The organism is Halomonas smyrnensis AAD6 (assembly GCF_000265245.1).
Taxonomy (GTDB): domain Bacteria; phylum Pseudomonadota; class Gammaproteobacteria; order Pseudomonadales; family Halomonadaceae; genus Halomonas; species Halomonas smyrnensis.
Genome location: NZ_AJKS02000018.1, coordinates 33,632 through 55,899 on the forward strand (window position 1 = coordinate 33,632; position 22,268 = coordinate 55,899).

Annotated in this window: 17 protein-coding genes, 1 tRNA gene and 5 pseudogenes; 16 read left to right on the forward strand and 7 right to left on the reverse strand. The window is 54.0% G+C overall.

What is annotated here, in order from left to right; translation table 11 throughout:
• Window positions 1-8: 8 nt before the first annotated feature.
• The gene (locus UYS_RS0214835) at window positions 9-776 is read left to right on the forward strand and encodes an SDR family NAD(P)-dependent oxidoreductase (RefSeq protein ID WP_026068590.1); all 768 of its coding nucleotides are present in this window, start codon (window positions 9-11) and stop codon (window positions 774-776) included.
• A gap of 223 nt (window positions 777-999) precedes the next feature.
• Here the strand turns inward: UYS_RS0214835 and UYS_RS0214840 are convergent, their stop codons facing one another.
• A complete protein-coding gene (locus UYS_RS0214840; protein WP_016856312.1) occupies window positions 1,000-1,311 on the reverse strand; it encodes a winged helix-turn-helix domain-containing protein in 312 nt (103 codons plus the stop codon).
• A gap of 80 nt (window positions 1,312-1,391) precedes the next feature.
• Window positions 1,392-2,669 carry an adenosylmethionine--8-amino-7-oxononanoate transaminase gene (gene bioA / locus UYS_RS0214845; protein ID WP_016856313.1) on the reverse strand — a complete coding sequence of 426 codons (1,278 nt, stop codon included), beginning with the start codon at window positions 2,667-2,669 and terminating at the stop codon, window positions 1,392-1,394.
• A 423-nt stretch (window positions 2,670-3,092) separates the two neighbouring features.
• On the opposite strand from bioA, the gene UYS_RS0214850 reads away from it, so the two are divergent.
• A complete protein-coding gene (locus UYS_RS0214850; protein ID WP_016856314.1) occupies window positions 3,093-3,779 on the forward strand; it encodes an HNH endonuclease in 687 nt (228 codons plus the stop codon).
• 427 nt (window positions 3,780-4,206) lie between these two features.
• A tRNA-Leu gene (locus UYS_RS0214855) sits at window positions 4,207-4,291 on the forward strand.
• 2 nt (window positions 4,292-4,293) lie between these two features.
• Here UYS_RS0214855 and UYS_RS18150 read toward each other — a convergent pair.
• Both UYS_RS18150 and UYS_RS0214865 read right to left on the reverse strand, forming a co-directional pair.
• Window positions 4,294-4,671, reverse strand: coding sequence for a MarR family winged helix-turn-helix transcriptional regulator (locus UYS_RS18150; RefSeq protein WP_026068591.1), 378 nt, complete (start codon window positions 4,669-4,671; stop codon window positions 4,294-4,296).
• A 106-nt stretch (window positions 4,672-4,777) separates the two neighbouring features.
• A complete protein-coding gene (locus tag UYS_RS0214865; protein WP_016856315.1) occupies window positions 4,778-5,827 on the reverse strand; it encodes an IS481 family transposase in 1,050 nt (349 codons plus the stop codon).
• Window positions 5,828-5,849: 22 nt separating this feature from the next.
• Here UYS_RS0214865 and UYS_RS17535 point away from each other — a divergent pair, with 22 nt between their 5' ends.
• From UYS_RS17535 to UYS_RS18160, 4 genes and pseudogenes are all read left to right on the forward strand, one after another.
• Complete coding sequence (locus UYS_RS17535) at window positions 5,850-6,854, forward strand: sugar transferase (protein ID WP_237738477.1); 1,005 nt, start codon at window positions 5,850-5,852, stop codon at window positions 6,852-6,854.
• 572 nt (window positions 6,855-7,426) lie between these two features.
• Window positions 7,427-8,384: pseudogene (locus UYS_RS17540) on the forward strand (IS30 family transposase).
• Between the two features lie 8 nt (window positions 8,385-8,392).
• The gene (locus UYS_RS0214880) at window positions 8,393-9,958 is read left to right on the forward strand and encodes a lipopolysaccharide biosynthesis protein (RefSeq protein ID WP_016856318.1); all 1,566 of its coding nucleotides are present in this window, start codon (window positions 8,393-8,395) and stop codon (window positions 9,956-9,958) included.
• Window positions 9,955-11,367, forward strand: a complete 1,413-nt coding sequence (locus UYS_RS18160) for a Coenzyme F420 hydrogenase/dehydrogenase, beta subunit C-terminal domain (protein ID WP_156821639.1) — start codon at window positions 9,955-9,957, stop codon at window positions 11,365-11,367. The genes UYS_RS0214880 and UYS_RS18160 overlap by 4 nt, the downstream gene beginning before the upstream one ends.
• A 266-nt stretch (window positions 11,368-11,633) precedes the next feature.
• On the opposite strand, the pseudogene UYS_RS18570 reads toward UYS_RS18160, so the two are convergent.
• Window positions 11,634-11,759 (reverse strand): annotated as a pseudogene (locus UYS_RS18570) (IS630-like element ISHsp2 family transposase); the annotation flags it as partial.
• A gap of 107 nt (window positions 11,760-11,866) precedes the next feature.
• Between UYS_RS18570 and UYS_RS18170 the strand changes: the two are divergent.
• The 5 genes and pseudogenes from UYS_RS18170 to UYS_RS17555 form a co-directional block, all read left to right on the forward strand.
• Window positions 11,867-13,000 carry a polysaccharide pyruvyl transferase family protein gene (locus UYS_RS18170; RefSeq protein ID WP_083868160.1) on the forward strand — a complete coding sequence of 378 codons (1,134 nt, stop codon included), beginning with the start codon at window positions 11,867-11,869 and terminating at the stop codon, window positions 12,998-13,000.
• A complete protein-coding gene (locus UYS_RS18175) occupies window positions 12,997-14,004 on the forward strand; it encodes a glycosyltransferase family 2 protein (protein WP_083868161.1) in 1,008 nt (335 codons plus the stop codon). The genes UYS_RS18170 and UYS_RS18175 overlap by 4 nt, the downstream gene beginning before the upstream one ends.
• A 21-nt stretch (window positions 14,005-14,025) precedes the next feature.
• Window positions 14,026-15,126: a polysaccharide pyruvyl transferase family protein gene (locus tag UYS_RS18180; protein ID WP_083868162.1), complete on the forward strand. Its 1,101-nt coding sequence runs from the start codon at window positions 14,026-14,028 to the stop codon at window positions 15,124-15,126.
• Window positions 15,123-16,103 (forward strand): glycosyltransferase family 2 protein, encoded by a 981-nt coding sequence (locus UYS_RS18185; RefSeq protein ID WP_083868163.1) that lies wholly within the window; start codon window positions 15,123-15,125, stop codon window positions 16,101-16,103. Before UYS_RS18180 ends, UYS_RS18185 begins: the two co-directional genes overlap by 4 nt.
• 104 nt (window positions 16,104-16,207) lie before the next feature.
• A pseudogene (locus tag UYS_RS17555) lies at window positions 16,208-16,990 on the forward strand (IS30 family transposase); the annotation flags it as partial.
• A 113-nt stretch (window positions 16,991-17,103) separates the two neighbouring features.
• Here the strand turns inward: UYS_RS17555 and UYS_RS17560 are convergent.
• Window positions 17,104-18,386 (reverse strand): annotated as a pseudogene (locus UYS_RS17560) (IS110 family RNA-guided transposase).
• A gap of 68 nt (window positions 18,387-18,454) precedes the next feature.
• Here UYS_RS17560 and UYS_RS0214905 point away from each other — a divergent pair.
• The 4 genes and pseudogenes from UYS_RS0214905 to UYS_RS18200 form a co-directional block, all read left to right on the forward strand.
• Window positions 18,455-18,769: pseudogene (locus UYS_RS0214905) on the forward strand (IS30 family transposase); the annotation flags it as partial.
• 141 nt (window positions 18,770-18,910) lie between these two features.
• Window positions 18,911-19,945, forward strand: coding sequence for a glycosyltransferase (locus UYS_RS18190; RefSeq protein ID WP_192813937.1), 1,035 nt, complete (start codon window positions 18,911-18,913; stop codon window positions 19,943-19,945).
• Window positions 19,942-20,697 (forward strand): EpsG family protein, encoded by a 756-nt coding sequence (locus UYS_RS18195; protein WP_083868165.1) that lies wholly within the window; start codon window positions 19,942-19,944, stop codon window positions 20,695-20,697. Before UYS_RS18190 ends, UYS_RS18195 begins: the two co-directional genes overlap by 4 nt.
• A gap of 303 nt (window positions 20,698-21,000) precedes the next feature.
• On the forward strand, window positions 21,001-21,900 hold the full coding sequence (locus UYS_RS18200) for a glycosyltransferase family 2 protein (RefSeq protein ID WP_083868166.1): 900 nt from the start codon (window positions 21,001-21,003) through the stop codon (window positions 21,898-21,900).
• Between the two features lie 189 nt (window positions 21,901-22,089).
• Here the strand turns inward: UYS_RS18200 and UYS_RS18205 are convergent.
• Window positions 22,090-22,268, reverse strand: a 179-nt coding sequence (locus tag UYS_RS18205; protein ID WP_016856324.1) for a transposase, incomplete at its 5' end; no start/stop codon positions are given.

Here is a 22,268-nt window from a genome sequence, read left to right on the forward strand (position 1 = left end):
ACATGACCATGCAAGTGAAGGACAACGCCTTTCTGATCACCGGCGCCGCCTCCGGGCTGGGCGCCGCCACCGCCGAGCGGCTGGTGGCGGCGGGCGGCCGCGTGACCCTGTGCGACCTGAGCGAGGGCGTCGAGGCCCTGGCCGAGCGGCTGGGCGCGGCGGCCATCGCCGTGCGCGGCGACGTGACCTCGGCCGATGACATCCGGGCCGCGGTGGACGCCGCCGTGGCCCACGGCGGCGAGCGTGGCCTTGCCGGCGTGGTGCACTGCGCCGGCGTGGTCAGCGTGGCCAAGCTGCTCGATCGAGAGGGGAATCCGGCCGACCTCGACGACTATGCCCGCACCCAGCAGATCAACCTGGTCGGCACCTTCAACGTGATGCGCCTGGCGGCGGCGGCCATGGCAGGGAACGCCCCGGGGGAGGACGGCGAGCGCGGGGTGATCGTCAACACCGCCTCGGTGGCGGCCTTCGACGGCCAGGTGGGACAGTGTGCCTACAGCGCCTCCAAGGCCGGGGTGGTGGGCATGAGCCTGCCGGCGGCCCGGGAGCTCTCGCGCCACGGCATCCGGGTGATGGCCATCGCCCCGGGGGTGTTCGAGACGCCGATGATGGAAGACCTGCCCGAGGCCGCCGTGGAGGCGCTCTCGGCGGCGGTGCCGTTCCCCAAGCGGCTGGGCCGGCCCGGCGAGTACGCCCGCCTGGCCGAGCAGATCATCACCAATCCGATGCTCAACGGCGAGGTGATCCGCCTGGACGGCGGCATTCGCATGCAGTGAGTGGGGGCGTCACCGTGAACAGTCAAACACCCCCGGGCGCCGGCCTGGGGGTGTTGCGTCGACGGGGGCGGTGGCCGTGTTCGGCGATGGCGATCCTGCCGGATCGATCCGCCTGGCAGCCTCCCGGCACTGGGTGCCTGTGTTGCGCTACCCGATAGCCCCCTGACAAATGTCGTCTTGCATGACGAGGCGTCACGCCGTGCCGGGGGGCATCGGTGCGCGATCAGCGGGCCGGGTCGCGCGGGGGATAGCCCAGGGCCTGGCGCAGCATCTCGGCGTGGCTAGTCACCCAGTCGGGGGCGATGGGGCCCCAGTCCTGGATGACGTAGTGACCGATGTTGTGGCGCTGGCCGGGTTCGGGCACGAACTCGCAGTGGATGTCGAGCTCGGCCAGCGCGGTGATGGTGTCCTGGGCCGTGCGTCGCGGCATGCCCGTGGCCTCCATGATCGCCGGCACGCTGGCGGTGCCGGTGGCGATCAGGTGGGCCACGTAGAGGCGGCGGTAGAAGCTGGTGCGGGTCTTGCTCAGGCTCATGGTTCACGTCATCCCTGAAGGTTTGCCCAAGGCTGACACGCCGCCGCGGCGAGTGCCAGCCCGAGGCCGAACGGGACGCCTCAGCGTTCCCGGGACAGGAACCAGCCCTTCATGGCGCCGGTGATGCGACGCATGTCGTCGTGCGGGGTGATGTAGGCGGGCATGGTGTACAGCCAGCGGCCGAAGGAGCGCAGCCACACGCCCTGGGTGCGGGCGAAGTCGGCCGCCCCCTTGAGCGATTCGGGGTCGTGGACCTCGATCACCGCGGTGGCGCCGAGCGCGCGCACGTCGGCCACGTCCGGGTGGGCGCGCAGCGCCTCGTCGTCTACCAGTTCCTCGCGCAGCACGCCGTTGAGCGCCTCGATGCGCCCGAGGTAGTCGTCCTCCTCGAACACCGCCAGGCTCTCCAGCGCGACGCGGCAGGCCAGCGGATTGCCCATGAAGGTCGGGCCGTGCATGAAGGCGTGCAGCTCGCTGTCGCCGATGAAGGCATCGTGGACGCGGTCGGTGGCCAGCGTCGCGGCGTGGCCCAGATAGCCGCCGGTCAGGCCCTTGGACAGCACCATGATGTCCGGCGTCACGTCGGCATGATCGGCGGCGAACATCCTGCCGGTGCGGCCGAAGCCGGTGGCCACCTCGTCGAAGATCAGCAGCACGTCGAACTCGTCGCACAGCTCGCGGGCGCCGCGCAGGTAGTGGGGCGAGGTCATGTTGAGCCCGCCGGCCGCCTGCAGCAGCGGCTCCATCAGCAGCGCGCCGATCTCCTCGTGATGGGCCTCCAGCACGCCGCGTAGGGCGTCGAGATCGGCCTGCACCTCGTCGCGGCTGGCGTCGAAGCCGGCGGTGGGCGCGGGGGCGAAGTGGTGCTGCGGCAGGAAGCCCGCGAACAGCGAGTGCATGCCCTCCTCGGGATCGCACACCGCCATACAGCCGGCGGTATCGCCGTGGTAGGCCTTCATCAGCGTCAGCATGCGGTGCTTGGCCGGCTTGCCGCGTAGGTAGTGGTACTGCACGGCCATCTTCATGGCCACCTCCATGCCCACCGAGCCGCTGTCGGAGAAGAACACGTGGTTCAGCCCCTCCGGCGTGACGCGCACCAGCTCGCGGGCCAGGCGGTCGGCCGGCTCGTGGGTCAGCCCGCCCAGCATCACGTGGCACAGCTCGTCGGCCTGGCGCTGGATGGCCTCGACCAGCCGCGGATGGCGATAGCCGTGGATCATGCACCACCAGGAGCAGGTGGCGTCGAGCAGCGACTCGCCGGTGTCCAGGGTGAAGCGCGGCCCGTCGCCGCCGACCACCTTGGGTGACGGGGTCTGGGTCTTGAGATGGGAGTAGGGGTGCCAGACGGGGGATGTCATCGGGCCTCCGGGGCATGCGTGTAGGGCGCCGCCGATGCACGCAAGGCACCGGCGGCCGGATGGCGCATACCTTACATGTAAACCTTGTGGTTATGAAGGTGTTGACTGTGGTGTGCCTGAGCACGGGGCTGACCGCTAAGCGCGAGTGAGGGGGCTTCGATGGTCGGCCGGCTGTTCGCCATGTCGGTGGGGTCGGTCGGACAGTAAGGAAAACCCAAGAGTGTGGAGCAGGCCCTGCCGTCCGGCATGTTGACCTCAGGGCAGCGGCGTATTTCATGAGGCGACCGCGCGTCTCGCATCGACAAGGCGGCGACCGTGTGGTGTGACGGTCCGGTCGGGTGGTGCGACATGCGAGCGTTGGCGTTTAACATTAGTAATCTCTTACTCTATGGTGTCGTATCCATTACCGATAAGGAATGCGGGATGCCGACGCCATGGAGCGATGAGGAGCTCAAGGCTTCCGTCGAGGCCTATGTCGAGATGCTGGATAAGCAGCGCCGGGGCGAACGAGTGATCAAGGCCCGTTATTACCGGACGCTAGAGAAGCGGTTCGGCAGGACTGCCAAGGCCTTCGAATATCGGGCTCAAAACATCTCTCATGTCTACGCGCTGCAGGGACGTACTTGGATCGCAGGGCTGAAGCCGGCGGGCAATGTCGGCGTTAATATCGTGGCCCGATTGGAAGCCTTAATCGCCGAGGTGGAAGGGTATCACCCCTCGACATCGGCCACCTTCGCAACCGAAGTCAACGAACACCGAGGCCTGTATCGCGATAACGCGTCGACATCGCCGACGGGACGGCTTGTGCCTGACAAAAAAGCGGTCAACACAACGGTCTATGAGCGCGACCCCGCCGTGGTGGCGTGGGTGCTGACGAAGGTCGATGGCGTCTGCGAATGCTGCGATTCACCCGCGCCTTTTACTCGCGAGGATGGCAGCCTCTTCTTGGAGGTACATCATCTCAAACGCTTGGCGGATGGTGGTCCCGATATCGTGGAAAACGCCGTCGCCTTGTGCCCGAATTGCCATCGCGAGTTGCACGCCGGTGTGGGCAAGCATGAGCTGGCCGCACGGCTTATCGACAAAATCGAACGGCTTGACGCTTATTGATAAGAGGCCGGAAAGATCGAGAAGAAATAGCCAAAGGATTGTCGACGGCTAAGTCACAATCTGGTCACAGGGGATAATCGAATGCCTCGAGGAAGGGTCGTCGAAATGTCGAGACCGTGAGGCAAATCAGAATGGTGCGGATGGGGAGACTTGAACTCCCACGCCCGAAGGCACCAGAACCTAAATCTTGAGTTTAGTGGGCGCCATCTTTCAAGTATATGATTTAAAAGGTTTTTTGGTATCCGCTGTAGTAACTATCATGCACCACGCCACTGTGCGTACCACAGTGTGTGGCATGAGGTGTCGGCGAAGATTACAATCTGATGTGCTAACAGCAAAGGCATACGCGTTCCAATTAGGCTTCAATATTGCATTTTTGTGTTGCAATGTCGGTCCTTATGAGGTACGGTATGTCACCGTGAAATCTGCGTCGGTGGTGGAATTGGTAGACACGCGAGGTTTAGGTCCTCGTGCCTCCGGGTGTGTGGGTTCGAGTCCCACCCGACGCACCACGTTATTCGTAGTGCTGCTCCCCTCCCTTTACGATCGAAGCTAACGAAGTGGCTATCCGCTTTCCTTTCGGTGTCAAGATAACTATTTTTCGACGTCTTTCTTCTGGGTCTTCTTTGGCAACAAGAAGCCCGAACCCTGCTTGATTATTCCTGTTGCTTTTTCCTTTGTCAGATAATAAAGAGACGTTGCGAGAGCAAGATGCTTGAGTTAATCCGGTTCGGACTTGCATCTCTCGCATTGTGATTCCTTCATTAAGTGCGACTGAGATAAAGACGCTTGCCGTTTGCATCTGCATGTCGGGGTAAATCTTTCTAAACTCTTCTAATATTTGAAATACTTGCGATAAAGATTTCTTGTTATATCCGCTTATGCTGCTCATGGGTGTCTCTCTTATCGCTGGTGGCTAAGCGAATGCTTTGTGTAAATAATTGTATTTTGCAATGGTAACGCGTCTGTTGCGCCACATCAAAGATGTGTGAGTTTTATTAATGCAGATGCGGATTCTTTGGTGTAAGCAAAAAAGCCCTCCACAATGGGAAGGCTTTGTATCTGTCGGGTCCCGTGTGATTGACTACCCGCTTGGTAAATAACTCAGGACGCTTGGTCTGCCATTCCTTCATCATCGCAATCGGTGATTGATGGTGCAGCGCCTTCTGCGGGATGTGGTGATTGTACAGCCAGGTGTAGCGTTTGAGCGTCTGCTCCAGGTCCTCGCCTGAGGTATAGCGCCGAGTCGCCAGCACATCGCTGATACGGCCGTTGAAGCGCTCCACCATGCCGTTTGTCTGCGGTCTTCCCGGCTTGATCAGACGGTGCTCGATACCAAGGGCCTGGCACTCTTGGTCAAACGGGTGATTCCCGCTGGGCTTGCGCTCCCCCGCCCGCGTGAAGCGATCGGTGAATGACTTGCCGTTGTCGGTCAGTACCGTCTGGACCTGGAAGGGAGCCTTCTCCTCCACCCGCTTCATGAACGCCCGCGCATCCTTCGCGGACTGGCTGCGTCTCACCTCCAGATGGACCCAGCGCGTGGCGCGATCGATGGCGACGTACAGGTAGCGTTTTTGCTCCTCATCGGGCATCCGGGGCAGGTGCTTGATGTCGATGTGCACGTAGCCCGGCTCATAATCTTTGAAGGGCTTGTGCCGGGGTTTCTCATCGTCGCCCGCGTCCCGTCTAGACAGCTCTGCCAGTGTCGGCACCTCGCGCCGCTTGAGCATGCGATGCAGACCAGAACGCGACAAGCCAGGATTGAGGAACTCACGCGCCACGACGAGCAGATCATCCAGGCCGAGGCGCAGGAATTCGCGCGCCGCGATCAGCACCTCTTCCTGTTCGGAAGTGAGCGTGGCCAGCAGGTTGTGACGCGTGTGCGGTCGGTCCTGGACATCGTCACGGTACCGCCAGCGCCGGATGGTCGAGACGGCGACGCCGTACTGGCGTGCTAGCTCGCTGTCGCTGATGCTGGAAGGCGCTGCCTGGATCTCGGCCCGGATCTTCGGAGTGGTGGTCGCCTGTTTATGTAGCTTGATGTCCATATCCTTGCTCCCGGATGAACTGGTGAAGAAGCTCCTTGGCGGCCAGCAAAGGATAACTTCTATAGCTCATCTGATCATCCGGGACCCTACATTTATCAGCTATCTTGTTGCGCTGGTGTATTGCGGTGGCGGCTACCTTCTTGGTGCTCGTTTACGCATTCCAAAGCTGGCGGTAGTGCCTTTCGGTAAGGCGCCGGAGCTTTGCCATAACCATGGCGTGGACTGGCGAGTGCTTGATGTGCCTGACCTCGACCAGACCCGTATCGATGGCGTGGTCGCCGACCTGCGCGGTGACATGCCTGAGGAATGGGAACGCTTCCTCGCCAATTGCACCATCCACCGTATTCCCGTCTATCACGCCACCAGTGCCTTCGAAATGTTGAGCGGGCGCGTGCAGCTGGGGCACCTCTACGAGAACCGTTATGGCAGTCTTCAGCCCGATGAAGGCTACGAAGTCATCAAACGCGGGCTCGACTTCCTGGCAGCCCTGGTGCTGATGCCTATCGTGCTACCGGTGATGGCCGTTACGGCCGTGGCGATTCGAATGGACAGCCCCGGCCCGGCGATCTTCAAGCAGCAGCGCATGGGGTTTCACTGCCGACCCTTTATCGTCTACAAATTCCGCAGCATGTATACCGACCAGAAGGGTGCGGGTTTCACCGTAGATGGGGAGGATCCTCGCATTACCCGCGTCGGTAACGTCATCCGTAAATACCGCATCGACGAGCTGCCCCAGCTGTTCAACGTGTTGAAGGGCGACATGAGTCTGATCGGCCCGCGTCCCGAGTCCATGAATCTGGCGGACTGGTATGAAAAGGATGTACCGTTCTTCCACTATCGCCACGTGGTGCGCCCCGGCATTTCTGGTTGGGCCCAAGTAGAGCAGGGCTATGCCGCCGAAGTGGAAGGCATGATTCGCAAGCTTGAGTACGACTTCTACTACATCAAAAATTTCTCTTTCTGGCTTGATGTGCTAATCGTGATTCGTACGCTCAAGACGATGTTAACCGGGAGCGGGGCACGATAACCGCCCACTTATCGCTACATATTTAAGGAATCAACAGGTTGGCGACGCTAAATTCGTAGATCTGCGAATATAGTCCGCATGACCTTTCGCCTACCTTTTATCCGCTAATACTTTTTTCGCTTCACTATTCTTCAGAGGACGCTCATTACCGTTCTGGTGACCAGGGGAAACGCATGAAAAACCGCTCTACGACGGGCTTTACAGTGCTTTACCAATAGGAGCTGATGCGGTCCTCTAACAGCTTTGCTCATGGGTGATTCGATGCTGACACTATCGCTTATGCATCATTTATCGATCGTTCCCGACTTCGGCCAGGCTGGAAAGTGCAGCATTAGCTGTCGATTATCCTGTTTCTGACCGCCTTACCTTTACTCCTTTTAGCTTGTATTTGACATGCGATGAAACACTTTATTACCTCCATTACAATCCTTGTTGGCTCTACAATGATTCGCCGTGACCCATTAGGACAGACGGCGGTCTCAATGACCAAGTGCAACACGTAACCCATCAGGTACGGTGTTGCCATGACTCACCGCTAACGTCATCTCTCTGCTGAAGACCGAGCCGCCATCATGATGATGCGAGCTACTCATTCGATACGGACCATCGCCACTCACCTGAGCCGTGAACCGAGCACCGTGTCGCGAGAAATCGCTCGCCACACGGTCGACCCTATCAAGGAATACGATGCCAGTTTGGCGGGCTACCGGGCCCACTTGACGCGTCATCAACCTCGTCAGCGTCCCAAGCCCCATCCCGGTGGGGAGTTATTAGAGGTGGTGGTCCACCTGTTGCGCAAGTACTGGTCTCCGGAGCAAATATCCCGCACACTCAAGCGCATGTCTCCCAACGATTAGTCGGCAAGTCTCGCATGAGGCCATCTACGACACGCTCTATGTGATGCCTCGCGGCAGTCTCAAGAAGGAGCTCATCGCTTGTCTCCGGAAGGGCAACGGCAAGCGTCGCTCACGCAGTCGTGGCCAGCAGATTCCCGATCTAGTCAACATCCACATGCACCCGCCTGAGATCGAGGGCCGCCTGATGCCTGGCCACCTGGGAGGGCGATCTCATCATTGGCGCCAATAATCGCTCCGCCGTTGGTACGCTAGTGGAGTGCACTACGTGCTTGGGGACCCTGGCGAAAGTGGATGGCACCACCGCCACGGCGACGGCCGTGGGATTCAGCGATAAGCTTAACGAGGTGCCACGAGCTCTGCGTCTTTCCATGACCTACACCAAGGCAGAGAGATGGTGAAGCATGCCGCGATTACGCAGAAAACCGGTACGACCATCTACTTCGCTGACCCGCATAGCCCATGGCAGCTTGGCTCCAACGAGAACACCAACGGGCTGTTGCGGCAGTACCTGCTGAAGGAAACTGACCTCTCGGTCTATAGCCAGGAAGAGCTTGATGCGATCGCCGACTCACTGAACACGCGACCGCGCAAGACATTGAACTGGCGCACGCCGCTGGAAGTTTATGCGGAGGTGCTCAACAAATCGGTCGCAGGCCCGAGCACTCTTAAATAGCGTTGCGCTTGGAACTTGAGACCGCCGACCTTTCCCAACTGCACAGTAGCGATGCTCTCGAAGTGACAAATTCCAAAGACGAACTCTTCAAGGCCGACCATCTCAAAGCCGGCATGAAAGAACGCGCGGTAAAAAGTACAGGCATCACCTTAGCCGCTCAATGTATAACACTAATCCTGCAGCTAGGCTCCATCGCTATCCTGGCCCGCTTGCTGGAGCCGTCAGACTTCGGCCTTATTGCCATGGTCACAGTGTTTACCGGGTTGGCTCTCCAGTTTATGGAAGGTGGGCTCTCCATGGCCACCATTCAACGTGACCAAATTACCCACGCCCAGGTGTCCAACCTGTTTTGGGTAAACGTCGCTTTAGGCACGGCCCTGTGCCTGTTGGGCATTCTGATCTCTCCGCTAGTTGCCATTATCTATGACGAACCCCGCCTAACACTGGTGATGGCAGCCATGAGCCTGACTTTCCTGATTGGCGGGTTATCCGTACAGCATGATGCCCTATTACGCAGACAGATGCGTTTTAAAGCCATCTCGGTGATCGACATTGTGTCTATGACGGCAGGAATTATCGCCGGCATAGCGGCAGCCTTGGGCGGCCTTGAATACTGGGCGCTTGTGATCAGCCCTATCACTACCTTCATAACCAAAACGGTAATGCGTTGGCTGAGTGCTCGCTGGGTGCCATCGATGATGAGTCGGGGCTCCGGCGTACGGCCGCTACTGGACTTTGGAGCAAATCTTACCGGGGCGAATTTTATTGGGTATATGGCTACAAACCTGACCCCATTCGCCATCGGTTATATAGGTGGAACGCAGTCGCTGGGGCTGTTTAACCGCGCCAACATGCTAACATCCATACCTTCAAGACAGATGCTGCCGCCGGCCATGAGTGTATTGCAGCCAACGCTGGCCAGGGTTGCCAACGATCCGGAACGGCTGCGGAGCACCATAACGACTGTCATGGGTAAGCTGGTGCTCGGAACCATGTTCGTAACGCTCACCATGGCTGTCTTGGCAGACTGGATTGTCCAATTGTTTTTGGGCTCCGGGTGGGACGGTGCCGTTCCAATTTTCCGGGTACTAGCGGTGTTTACTTTAGTAGAGCCCATTGCGGGCTTTCTGGCTGTTTCCCTTGTTGCGATAGGTAATGCGAAAGCACTGTTGCGGTGGAAAGCGATTACTTTGTCTATTCTAATTGTCTCCGTAGGCATCGGCTCGTTCTGGGGGGCGGTTGGTGTGGTTGCGGCCTATGTGTTTTCTGGTGTTTTCATTCGTTTGCCAGGGTTTCTGTATTACGCTAGCTGGTTCCTGCCAGTTAATTTTGGTGAGTTCGTCAAGTCATTAGTTCCCTCGGCAATGTGTTCCCTGGGAACTATTGCAGTTTTATTTTTCCTTCGACAGTATATTGTGATAGTAAACCCGATAGTGGGTTTGGCAGTGTTTATAGTAGCCGCCGCACTGATCTATCTGGTGCTGTGTTTACTGATAAAGCCCACTCGGCGTGAACTGATAGAAACCTTAGACCTGCTCAAACTTCTAACTTCCAGGAAATTGGCCTCAAAGTGATATCAAACCAAAGCCCACAGGCACTGAACGATACCGTTGTCGCGAATGGCTATTGTGTAGGCTGCGGTGCCTGTGCAGTACCGGAACAAAGCCCATTCAAAATCGTTATGGACGATTACGGGCAGTATCAATCTACTCTAAAAGACCCCAGCGTATTTGCGACAACGCAAAACGACTATGAGAAGCTCTGTCCGTTTGGCTCGGGTGCCCCGAATGAAGATGAAATCGCAAACCAGCACTTTTCCGAATCCTGCGAACACAATAATCAGGTAGGTTATTATAACGGAGTGTTCGCCGGGCATGTTACCGAAGGAAAGTTTAGGGAACAGGGTAGCTCTGGCGGGATGGGTACCTGGGTGCTCAATGAGCTTCTTGAAAAAAGGCTGGTGGATTACGTGGTACACGTTAAATCCGAAAAAGCCGACCAAGACCTTAGCAACATCCCTTTCAAATATCAGGTTAGCGAAACACTTGAAGAAACCCAACAGGGTGGCAAATCACGCTATTACCCGATTGAGTTGTCGGAAGTACTTAAAATCATCCGGAGCCAGCCGGGGCGTTATGCCATCGTTGGATTGCCGTGCTTCATCAAGAGCGTCAGGTTACTCCAGGCCCAAGACCCAATCCTCGCAGAGCGTATCCAATACTGTGTAGGCTTAGTATGCGGCCACCTGAAAAGCGCCCACTACGCACAAAGCCTAGCTTGGCAAATGGGCATAGCTCCACAGGAGTTTGAGAGCATAGATTTCCGAGTCAAAGATCCCGCACAACCCGCCAACCGCTATAGCACCTACGCCAAGGGTAGCTATGGTGAAAAAGTAGTGCCCACCAACCAACTGATCGGTACAGACTGGGGCGCAGGCGCTTTCAAGTACAAGGCCTGTGATTTCTGTGATGACGTGTTTGCCGAAACCGCCGATGTGGTGCTGGGTGATGCCTGGTTGCCTGAGTATGTTCAGGACAGCCATGGAACCAATGTGGTAGTAACCAGAAACCAGCACATCAGGCAGTTGATTGTGAATGCGCGCACGGAAGGGCGTTTGGAGATGGATGACCTGGGCGTAGAAAAGGCTGTGCAGTCACAGGATGCGGGGTTGCGGCACAGAAAAGTTGCAATAGGCTATCGGCTTTACTGTGAGAAAATTTCTGGGACTTGGGTTCCGACTAAAAGAGCAGACCCAGCTAATAAGTTAAAGCCGCGCTATGAAATGAAGCGACAGCGGTTGAGGACAGAGTTGAGGTCCCTATCGCACAAGTCGTTCTTGTCTGCAAAAAGAAATGGCGATATAACAAGTTATCTGGATGCGCTGAAACCTGTTTATTCCCGATATTCCAGTCAAGGGCGTTCTTTTTTTCGTAGAGTGCTTTCTTTTGGGAAGCGCAAGATTAAGGGTTGTTTTCAATTTTAGTCGAGCTGCTGTGAGTAGTGGGGTAATAAGTTATCAGTTCTTATGAGTAAGATTTAAATCATAGCACCTTGAGTAATGGATCCACAGTTCCGTTGCTTCGCCTCAGTCAGTTAAATCTATTATTGAAATTTAAAATATTAATGTGTCAATCATGGACTCATAGAATAACTGCAGCACTTTGGATCACGAGATAGAGGCGGGAAGGCCAGCGTCGGTACCCTTCTCGGCTCACCGCCAAAGTGAAGCAGAGCATGGGATACCGACAGTTGATCACTCAGCAGAATGGCATGCGCACGCCGACGTAGGGCCCGCTTGTCACCGTGGTGATAGGCCGAGGTCAGCGTCTGCTGTTCAGACTCAGTGAGAGGGGCAACAAAGCGGCGCCTTGCCATGGGTTCGTCCGTGTCAATGATCCAAATATCGATACTACACGAAAACTTTAGATCAGGCACTTAAGAGAGCGTGGTTTTTACGTGTTAAAAAAAGGTTTGGGTAAATAATGAAAGTCGCAATTCTCACTCAGCCACTGGCTACAAATTACGGTGGCATCCTGCAAGCTTGGGCTCTTCAACAGATTCTTTACCGAATGGGCCATTCACCAGTGACCGTAGATCGTCATTACGACCAACGGAGTGAAGTGTCCCTAATGCCCGGCCGAGTTAAGCGATTTCTGCAGGACGTTGCTTTACGCCTGAAGGGAAAGACACTTTACCAATGCCATCTTGATTACGTACGCGAACAGCAAGCTGCTTTTATCAAGAGCCACATCCAGCTCTCACCGCGTCTAGAAAGTGATGTTGCCTTACGGAAATATTTTGCCGCCAACCAGTTTGATTCTGTTGTTGTCGGTAGCGATCAGGTGTGGCGACCACGATACTCTCCTCGGCCTCAAACTTACTTTCTTGACTTTTTTGACTGTTTTAAAGATTCGCACCCTAGGCGCGTAGCGTACGCAGCATCGTTCGGGGTCAACGAGTGGGAGTATTCTCCACAACTGAGCTCTGAATGTCGATCACTGGCCCAAGAATTCGACGGTATCTCAGTTCGTGAAAAGTCGGCTATCGAACTGTGCCGTGATAACTTGGGTGTTGATGCAGAGTTGGTGCTTGACCCGACCTTGCTTCTAGATCACCACGATTATGTGGCATCTTTCTGTGATGGCAAGGAATGTCGAAACAAAGGTGTGTACACCTATATACTCGATGATGATCCAGCTAAGGCCACGTTTGTGTCCGAGGTGGCACGCAGACTAAAACTTCCAACTTACATGTGCCAACCGCGATCTCGGCAAACGGTGATAAATCACAGCGAGTTGCCGGAATACCAATTTCCTCCAACTGACGCTTGGGTTCGTGGCTTCCGAGATGCCGATTTCGTAGTCACCGACTCATTCCACGGAACAATATTCGCACTGCTTTTTGAGAAACCTTTTATCTCAATAGTCAATCTTGATCGTGGGTCTGCCCGGTTTGAGTCACTTCTTCGTCTAGTAGGGCTAGAAGACCGTATGATAACTAACATAGCCGAAGCCTCTTTCGATCACCTACTAGCCCCTATGGATTTTTCGATGCCTCGTGAGCGGCTTGCAAAGGCTCGCGCACGCTCCTTTGCGTTTTTGGAATCACATTTATGAACCCGTACATCTCATTGATTGTACCTGTATTCAATGGTGAGGCGTACTTGCGCCGGTGCGTGGAGAGCGTAATTTTCGCGGCAAATGGATATTCGGTTGAGATAATCATCGTCGACGATGGTTCAACGGATGGTTCAGCAGAGATTGCTCAAGCACTTGCAGCAACCGAAAGCTGCATACGATATGTACACCAAGTTAACCATGGTCCATCCGCTGCACGTAACAAGGGTTTAGCGCTGGCCACAGGCGACTATATAGGATTCCTTGATTGTGATGACTGTATTGCGCCATCATATATGTATAAGTTAATAGATGCTTGCGAAAAGTCACCAGATATAATTGTCTTTGGCTATGAGGAAAAGCTTTTAGACGGATCTTCGATTGTTTATGCTCCATCTGTGAATTGCCACAGGAATGAGGCTGACCAGCTTCTTGCTAATGTGAGTCTTGATCGTGAGCTCTTTTGGTTTTCTTGGACAAAGCTATTTAGAGCAGAGCTTTTGAGTGGCGTCAATTTTGACGAAGAAATGCGGCTTGGTGAAGATACCATTTTCAATATTCAGGCCGTAGCTAAGGCAAAATTGATTATTCGCGTTCCCGATGTTCTCTATTCATATTATGAAACACCCGGGTCTCTTTCAAGCCCGAACTATAAGCCTGGTTTATTGGAGAATATGGAGAAACACTTTGCAGCGAGATTGCGGGTTCATGAACAGCACGGACAGTCTATGACAGAACAGGTACGTGTAGACGTATGCAGATATTACCTTGGCCACATAGTCCCGTGGTTGGTCTCGAACGCCATGCGTATGGAATCGCGAGAGCAGCTTGGTGAGCTAACCAGAATTCGGGCGTCATGGCTTGTTACGACGTGCTTTGCATGGGGCGTTGATGTGGGAGGTTCTCGCGGTGTTGTTGTTATGTTGTTATTGTTGAGATTTCGAATGCTTCGCTTGTTGCGTTGTATGCTCGCACATAGGATACAAAATGTATACTCATGTTGACCGGAAACAAGGAGCAGGGGCGTGAAAAAAGCATTTCGTAAAATACTCGCCAAAGTGCTTCCGAGGCCATGTAAGATTTGGTTGGATACTTTGCTGCGCAGCCGTGCGTTCCCGCTACCGCCGGGATCACGATTGTTCGTCTTCCTGTCTGCCGATTATGGAAATATCGGCGATATTGCCATCTCGCGAGCACAGCAGGCATTTGTCTCCTCCGTGGCGGGGGCACGTACGATCGTTCCGATACCAATCAGCCAGACGCGCTACGTGCTCCAATCGATCCGGGTTCAAATGAACGATGACGACCTCGTTACCGTGATCGGCGGCGGTAATATGGGTTTTTTATATCCGGATATCGAGGATCTACGACAGTTAGTTATTCGTTCTTTTCCGAACAACCGGATTGTCTGCTTCCCGCAAACGCTGGACTGGAACGAGTCTAGGCAGTCGCGACACGCTCTTGACAGAATCGTACGTGTGTACTCGCAGCATCCTGACCTATATTTGCACGCGCGTGAAGCAGTTAGTTATGAGAAGCTCAAAGAACTGTTTGCTGATCAGTCAGCAGTCAGGATTGGGTTTGTCCCTGACATCGTCCTTAGCGCAACGGCAGCTGAGCTTGGAGCAGACGGTGATGACTCACCTCGCGGGGCCCTGTTGTGTCTACGGGACGATCGCGAGCGCTTATTGGATGACAGCCATCGCCAAGTACTCTCGCAAGCACTCATCGATGCAGGTCTAGACAGCGAGGTAACCGATACTCATGTCGGTGGTTCCTCCCTATTGCCTGAGCGATGCGCCCAGTTGCTTGCGGAAAAGCTAATGCAATTTCAGGCCGCGCGGTTGGTCGTTACCGACCGCCTGCACGGAATGATTCTTGCGGCTCTTGCCGGAACACCTTGTTTGGTCCTGCCCAACTCGAATCACAAGATTCGCCAGACTTGGAAAGACTGGCTAGCTGATGTGCAGCAGGTGCGCTTTTTGGCGCTGGAGGAACTGGGCGAAAGGGAAGGAATTGATGAGGCCGTTCGACAACTTCTTGCAACCCCGCGACGCGATCCTGCCGAGCCCGTAATAAACCGTGCACACTACGAAGATCTACGAAGGGCCATTGCTCGGTTATGACAATTCAACAACGCCCTTTAGTTTCGATTATTATTCCTGTTTACAACGTAGAGGCCTACATTGATGAGTGTCTTAATTCGATTTGTGGCCAGAGCTATGATCGGCTAGAGGTCATCATAGTTGAAGACTGTTCTACTGATGGGTCATTGACTAACCTGAAACCGCATCTCTCCGATTCGCGCGTGCGTTTGATTCAGCATGATTGCAACGCCGGTTTGTCAGCTGCGCGCAATACGGGCATTGAAGCTGCGTGCGGGGACTTTGTCCTGTTCGTGGATTCAGATGATGTCATCGATCTGAAGTTGGTGGAGGCATGCCTTGTCCATGCATCGGCAAACGGATCCGATGTAGTCGTGTTTGATTTTTCTGCCTTCAATGACGGAGAAGAGTTGCCTGAAGTTGGTGCTCGAGCGTCGTCGGCCAGTGCACGAGAACTTAAAAGAACTGAGTACTTGACATTACCTCACTTCGCTTGGTTGAAGTTTATTCGTTCTGATCTGCTGCGTGATCAGCGTTTACGCTTTCCGGTGGGCTATTACTATGAAGATTGGCCGTTCCATTGGGAGCTAGGGTTTTCTGCAATGTCAATCACTATGCTGGAGGGTGAATGGTACGGTTATCGCCAGCGCGAAATGTCGATTACGGCTTCAGTCGGCTGTAAACTGCTTGACCAGTTCAAAGTGCAGGAGAAAGTGCTGGATATTGTTCGCGCTCGCGGCGACCATGCTGAGGCGACTATATTATTCACTAAAGCCAGTGAGGGGTTTTGGGCGGTGTTATTAAGTATCGACATGGGCCTACTACCGGAGGCTCTTAATAATGCTAAGCGACTACAGAATGAAATACGATATGTCGGTCTACAGTTTCCGCGTGGTGCTCATGACCGTGCTAAAGTCTCTAGTATCTCTATTCATGAATCGTTTGCTTTTCCATGTGTAAAGCTCCTCAAGGTTATTGGGAGAGTCGTTCGGTCGTGAAACCTGGATTCATAGAATAACTGCAGCACTTTGGACCACGAGGTAGAGGCGGGAGGGGCAGCGCCGGTACCCTTCTCGGCTCACCTACCAAAGTGAAGCAGAGCATGGGATACCGACAGCTGACCCAGACCCAACGATACCAGATCTATGCCCGTCATGACGTGGGCATGAGCCGACGTCAGATCGCCAGAGAGCTTGGCATCCACAACAGCACGGTCAGCCGGGAGCTGCGCCGCAACGCCACCGACAGCGGTTACGATCCTGAGCAGGCGCAGTCCTGCAGTGATCATCGGCGACGCACCGCCTGGAAGAGGACAAAGCGCTTGCCCAGCATGATTGCCGCTGTCGTCGACCGGCTGCGAGAGGAATGGAGCCCAGAGCAGATCAGCGGTTTCATGGCGCCCTTGTCTGGCGTCGGCGTCAGTCACCAGTGGATCTATTCCTTAATCTGGGATGACAAGGCCCGCGGTGGCGATCTCTGGCAGCACCTCCGCCAGCCCAAGCGGCGGAGCAAGCACCGGGCTCAAGCGAAGAGCGCAGGACTTGGCAAGATTCCCAACCGCGTGGGCATCGAGCATCGCCCGGCTGAGGTCGATGACAGGCGCTTCATTGGCCACTGGGAGGGTGACACCGTGGTCCAGGGCACAAACAGTCGGGCCTGGTGAACACTGGTCGAGCGACGGAGTGGCTACCTGCTGGCGGCACGCTTGCCCAGGCTGTCGGCGGAGCTGACACAAAAGGCCATGATGCGGTTGCTCAAGCCTCGCCGCGGTGCCGTCCAGACCATCACCCTGGATAACGGCTCGGAATTCGCATCATGGACAAAGAGGTCCCAGCCGATAACGGCAGCGACATACTTCTGCGATCCCTACTGCTCCGGGCAGCGTGCCATATCCGGATTAGTGGCTCACCATAGTGACAGGAGTCCGAAACAAGGTGTTCGGCTCGACAGGGCTTAACAGAGGCTCATAACATCCTGGCGGGCGGGCTCAACCATTATCTACGAGGTCCTTGCGGCCCTACGGCTTTGTAAAGAAGTCCCGCCGCCAGGAATGCAGTACTCATGATAGCCGCGATAGTCGACTTCATGCTTGATCAAGGAATGTGCCACTCGGGCCATCTTCACCGCCACGGCCGTTAGCGCTTTCCTCTTCAGATCGCCATCGGTCGGGTCTTTGCCTATGTAGCGATCGAATTTGGTGCGAAAGCTGTTGTCTCGCATCCTCACAGCAACCGTGGCTGCAAGCCAGTAGGCATAGCGCAGTCGGGCATTACCCCGCTTGGCCAATCGATAGCGGCTACACGTGTTACCGCTCTGTGACGCGGCGAGGTTGAAACCACAAAACTTCAAGTATTGGCGGTGGTGCGAGAAACGCCGCAGATCACCGCTCTCCGCCAGAATCATCAAGGCAATGATTGGCCCCACGCCGGGAAGCGTCTGAAGGCGAGCGAAGTCCTTGTTATCTCTCATGCATGTCGTTGCCATCGCCTCCAAAGCCTGACGTTGCTCTGTCAGTGAGAGGTACTGCTTCACCTGAAGCTGGAAAGTGTGCACCGCGGGAGAGTCCGGCACGACCGGCAGGCCCATGCTGGTCTGGGCTGCTTCGTAGATGCTTTCCAGAAACTGCTGCTTGGCTATCTTTCGCCCCACGCTCTCCCAGGCGGCTTCGACAAACGCCTCGCGGGTCAACGCGGTGATACTGGCTGGCGTGGGAAACGCCAGCAGGAAATGACAGAACCAGTGGGCTCGGGACGCACTGAGGTAGCGTTCCATCTCCGGGAAGTAGAGCGCCAAGTAGTGATTGACCAGACTATGCTGGCAGCGTGTTCGGGCTCGAGCGATCTGCTGATAGGTATTCGAGATCTCCTGAAGGTCGAAGTACCCTTCACGAAGGGGATCGTGGAAAGGGTGCGTCATGCCTTGGGTCAGCAGATACATCAGAACACGCGCATCTTTTCGATCATGCTTGTCCCACGAGGTATACAAGGCCTCTCGAACCCGAGCGCCCGCCAAGGATGAGGCGAGATGCACCGGTATCCCGCATGAGCCAGTCGGTAGGCAAGAGGCCGATGAAAGTCCGCTGTAGGCTCCAGAACGGCGAGCACAGGGGCTTTCTGCTGCTGTAAGAATCGAATCAGGTCGTCGTGCCCAGCACGTGTGTTGGGCATTTTGAGCACTTTCTCACGACCATCGGGCCAGCGAATCAGCACATCGTGGTAACGCTTGGCAATATCGATCGCGACACACACAGTGTCTGGCGTAAGCTGAGTGGAGGCAGTCATCGTCGGTCTCCTTGTGATGATGTGGGTCACACAAGGATCTTTAGGTCACGATGGCTGCCGCTCACCAGACCATCACCCTGGACAACGGCTCGGAATTCGCTGATCACGAGACCGTGGCCCAGGCGGTAACGGCAGCGACGTACTTCTGCGATCCCTACTGCTCCGGGCAGCGTGGGACCAATGAGAACACCAATGGCCTGATACGGCAGTACTTCCCCAAGGGAACGGACTTTCGACAGGTCACCGATGCCAAGCTGCGCAAGGTGGTCGAGAAGCTGAATGACCGACCCCGAAAGCGTCTCGGCTATCGCACACCGGCACAGGTGTTCCTGGGGGAATATTCAGGAGCCCTGGATACCGCAGGTGCTGCGCTTGTTGCTTGAATTCAGGATTTTCTGTAAAGTTTGATCAAGTCGAAAATCTGTAAACACCCTTTAAGATAGCATATATAAGATACTGGTGATATTTTGACAACCCGCATCCTCCACATCGTCGGCCGAATGGATCGAGCCGGCGCTGAAACTATGATCATGAACATTTACCGGGAAATAGACCGAACCCAGTACCAGTTCGACTTCGCGTATTTTACCAGTGATCACTGTGATTTTGACGAAGAAATTCAATCACTTGGTGGCCGTATTATTCGCTTGAGAGGCGATAATCCCATCCAGCGCTTCTGGAGCTTGTTCAGAGCGCTTCGAGCCGGTGAGTGGTCAATTGTTCAGTCTCATATGCTATTCAGCATCGGCTTGAACTTGCTCGCTGCCAAGCTCGCGGGAGTACCCGTTCGAATTGCGCACTCTCACAATACCAACGACAGCAATTCCGAATCTATTGTTGGTCGCATGTACCAACGTGCGATGTGGTGGCTGATATCCTGGGTGCCAACCGAGTACGTAGCCTGCGGCGCCGCTGCTGCAGCCTACCTTTTCCCTAGGCAGGCGGACGTGGAAGTTATTCCCAATTCAGTAGATATTAACAGCTTTGCGCAGGCGGATGGAATGGCCGTTAAAAGTGAGTTGACGATAACTGATAATTGTCTCACGATTTTGCAGGTTGGGCGGTTGATGCCGGTGAAAAACCAAGCCTGGTCTTTGAAGATTGCTGCTGCAATGCGGAAGTTTGGCACTGATTTTCAAATGTTTTTAGTTGGTGCGGGGCCGGATCAGCAGGCTTTAGAATCTCAAATTGCTAGAATGGGGCTCACTAAAAATGTGAAACTTTTAGGGCTCCGCGAAGACATCGCTGAGTTAATGGCTGCGGCAGATGTAATGTTGATGCCGTCCCTTCACGAGGGGTTTCCGCTTGTGTTGGTCGAGTCGCAGGCTGCCGGGCTGCCTTCGGTGATTTCTAGTACGATTTCGCCAGAGGTTGACCTCGGGATGGGCCTTGTTGAATTTCTTGGGTTGGAAGAAAGTGCTGAACTGTGGGCAGCTCGTATTTCTGAGGCTGCCGAAAAAAAAGTCAAACTCGCCATGCGAAATGAAGTGCTTGAGAGGTACGGTTTCTCTTCGAAAGGTGGTGCTAAACGCATGGCTGAGTTTTATAAAGTATCATGATTCCATACCTTATATTGCTGTTTGTGACGGTGGGGCTTGCTCATGTTGGCCGGCGATATCGTGACTTGGTGATAGAACGATTTACATTAGTTGTGGTGGTGGGTGTTCTGGTTTTTTTTGCAGGAGCTCGAGACCTATCCGTTGGCACTGATACATGGAGCTACGTTGGGTGGCTTGATGCTATAACTTCATTAGAGAGTATTTTTAAGCTCCCTGTGGAACCAGGGTTTAGTGCTTTGGTTTTAATTAGCGGGCTTGTTTCAGATGGCTATTTTTTTTATTTGACAGCCATTGCTCTTGTGACAGTATTCTTTTGGATAGCCACAATTTATCGTTTGGTTCCTCGTTACGAAATAGCAATTTTTGTTTTTATAACTTTAGGCTTCTATACTTTTGCTTTTAATGGTGCTAGGCAAGGAGTCGCTATCGCTATATGTTTTTCTGCATTTCCATACTTATTAGAGCGAAAGTTTATAAGGTATGTAGCAATAATTGCTGTCGCTACTCTATTCCATAAGACGGCTCTCATAGCAATTCCAATTTACTTTCTCGCGATCCCTCAAGCTGGATGGCGTCAGTTTTGGATAGTGATAAGTGCTGGTCTGATAATGTCAGTTATACTTCCGCAGTTTTCAGATTTGGCTGCCAGTTTTATTGATAAGAAGTATGCTAAGTATGGAGTAGAAGAGGCTGGGGGTGGTGAAATTACCTTGGCATTTTGTTTTCCAAGGGTTGGTTTTTATCATTTTTAGGCGTCAAGTCAATGACCCTCAAGGCTACTATGGCCGGTTGCTAAATGTCTATCTAGCTGGTTTGGTTCCTGCGTTGGCGTCTGTGATAGCCAGTGTTCACGCATCTGGGGTGATGAGGTTGGTTCTTTACTTCTCTCCTGCAGCAATATTGCTATGGCCTATGATATTCATGAGTTTAAGAGCTGGATATAATAAATATATTATATCTGCTATTTTTTTCTCTGTTGCGATTGCTTACTTTGTCATGACTACGCTCTCTTTTCATGATCTTGTTCCTTACGAAGTAAATGTGGAGCCCTTTTTGTGAATGCTAACTTGCCCTCGGTCACTATTGCTATACCGTTCTATAATGCTGAAAGTACTTTGTTAGATGCAGTTCGCTCTGTTTTTGCGCAGACACATCAGGACTGGGAGCTGATACTGATAGATGATGGGTCGACAGATAACTCACTGGATTTGGCTAGATCAATCAAAGATCCACGTGTAAGAGTGTATTCTGACGGTCTAAATCGTCGTTTGGCTGCTCGGCTTAATGAAGTTGTTAGCTTGGCTTCTTTTGATTTTATAGCAAGGATGGATGCAGATGACCTGATGGCAAAAGATAGAATTGAAAAGGAACTAGAGGTGCTGGTGAATTATGAAGAGTGTGACCTGGTTTCCACTGGAGTTTTGTCTTTAACTGACGATTACCAGCCCGTAGGGTTGCGAACGGTTAATTCATCGCATGTTGTTTCGCCGCGCTCTTTGCTTCTGTGTTCACATGGAATCGTGCATGCATCTATCCTTGCAAGGAAGTCTTGGTTCGAGAGGAATAGATATCGTGAAGCGCTACCTTTTGCAGAAGACTATAGTTTGTGGATTTCCTCCTACTCTAAAGGCGACTTAAGAATACGATTCTTGTCAGAGCCAATGTATTTTTACAGAGAAGATAGTAGTGCGTCTCCCCAAAAGCTTTTAAAAGCCTACAGCGTGAATAGAAGTATAATATTGCAGGATGCTAAATCGAATTTTTCGTTCCTCGATAAGGCCTTTGTTTACATACGAAGCCTTTCTCAGTCTTTAGTGATTTATTTGTTGGACAAGTTTGGTGGGGTTGGTTGGGTTAGAGGATTGCGTGTTAAGCAAGAGTTAACAGTGGGTGATCGAAGTTTTTATCTGCACGAAATTGATGAGATCAAGAGTTTTGATTTGCCACTATCTTGATCTTGGTTTATTTTTTAAGGGGGTGTAGGTGGAAAAGATTAAACTGGCGCATTTGCAGCTTTTGCCTATCATATCGGGTGTTCAGACTGTGACTCTCGAAGAGTTTTCATCGTTAGATGGAGAAAGATATAGTCCTGCGTTGATATGTAAAGAGAAAGGCCCGTTGACTGAGGCTGCTAAAAGTAAGGTTCATCGCACTTTGCCGGGAAATGCGGCACGGATCTTCAGGAAGAAGTACGCCGTGTCGCGATACCCGTAGGCCATCCGCTTGATGACCTTGATCCGGTTGTTCATGCCCTCCAGCACGCTGGTGTTCAGCCGGTGCCGGGCGCTGGACAGGATCCCTTCGAGGAACGAGGCAAACCCCT

What these genes read in the sequence shown, in the direction of transcription:
- UYS_RS0214865 (WP_016856315.1), bottom strand. Translation starts at nt 5,827, where the DNA reads ATGGACATCAAGCTACATAAACAGGCGACCACCACTCCGAAGATCCGG.
- UYS_RS18175 (WP_083868161.1), top strand. Translation starts at nt 12,997, where the DNA reads ATGAACCCGTACATCTCATTGATTGTACCTGTATTCAATGGTGAGGCG.
- UYS_RS18170 (WP_083868160.1), top strand. Translation starts at nt 11,867, where the DNA reads ATGAAAGTCGCAATTCTCACTCAGCCACTGGCTACAAATTACGGTGGC.
- UYS_RS18195 (WP_083868165.1), top strand. Translation starts at nt 19,942, where the DNA reads ATGATTCCATACCTTATATTGCTGTTTGTGACGGTGGGGCTTGCTCAT.
- UYS_RS18190 (WP_192813937.1), top strand. Translation starts at nt 18,911, where the DNA reads ATGATCATGAACATTTACCGGGAAATAGACCGAACCCAGTACCAGTTC.
- UYS_RS18150 (WP_026068591.1), bottom strand. Translation starts at nt 4,671, where the DNA reads ATGAGCAGCATAAGCGGATATAACAAGAAATCTTTATCGCAAGTATTT.
- UYS_RS0214850 (WP_016856314.1), top strand. Translation starts at nt 3,093, where the DNA reads ATGCCGACGCCATGGAGCGATGAGGAGCTCAAGGCTTCCGTCGAGGCC.
- bioA (WP_016856313.1), bottom strand. Translation starts at nt 2,669, where the DNA reads ATGACATCCCCCGTCTGGCACCCCTACTCCCATCTCAAGACCCAGACC.
- UYS_RS0214835 (WP_026068590.1), top strand. Translation starts at nt 9, where the DNA reads ATGCAAGTGAAGGACAACGCCTTTCTGATCACCGGCGCCGCCTCCGGG.
- UYS_RS18185 (WP_083868163.1), top strand. Translation starts at nt 15,123, where the DNA reads ATGACAATTCAACAACGCCCTTTAGTTTCGATTATTATTCCTGTTTAC.
- UYS_RS0214840 (WP_016856312.1), bottom strand. Translation starts at nt 1,311, where the DNA reads ATGAGCCTGAGCAAGACCCGCACCAGCTTCTACCGCCGCCTCTACGTG.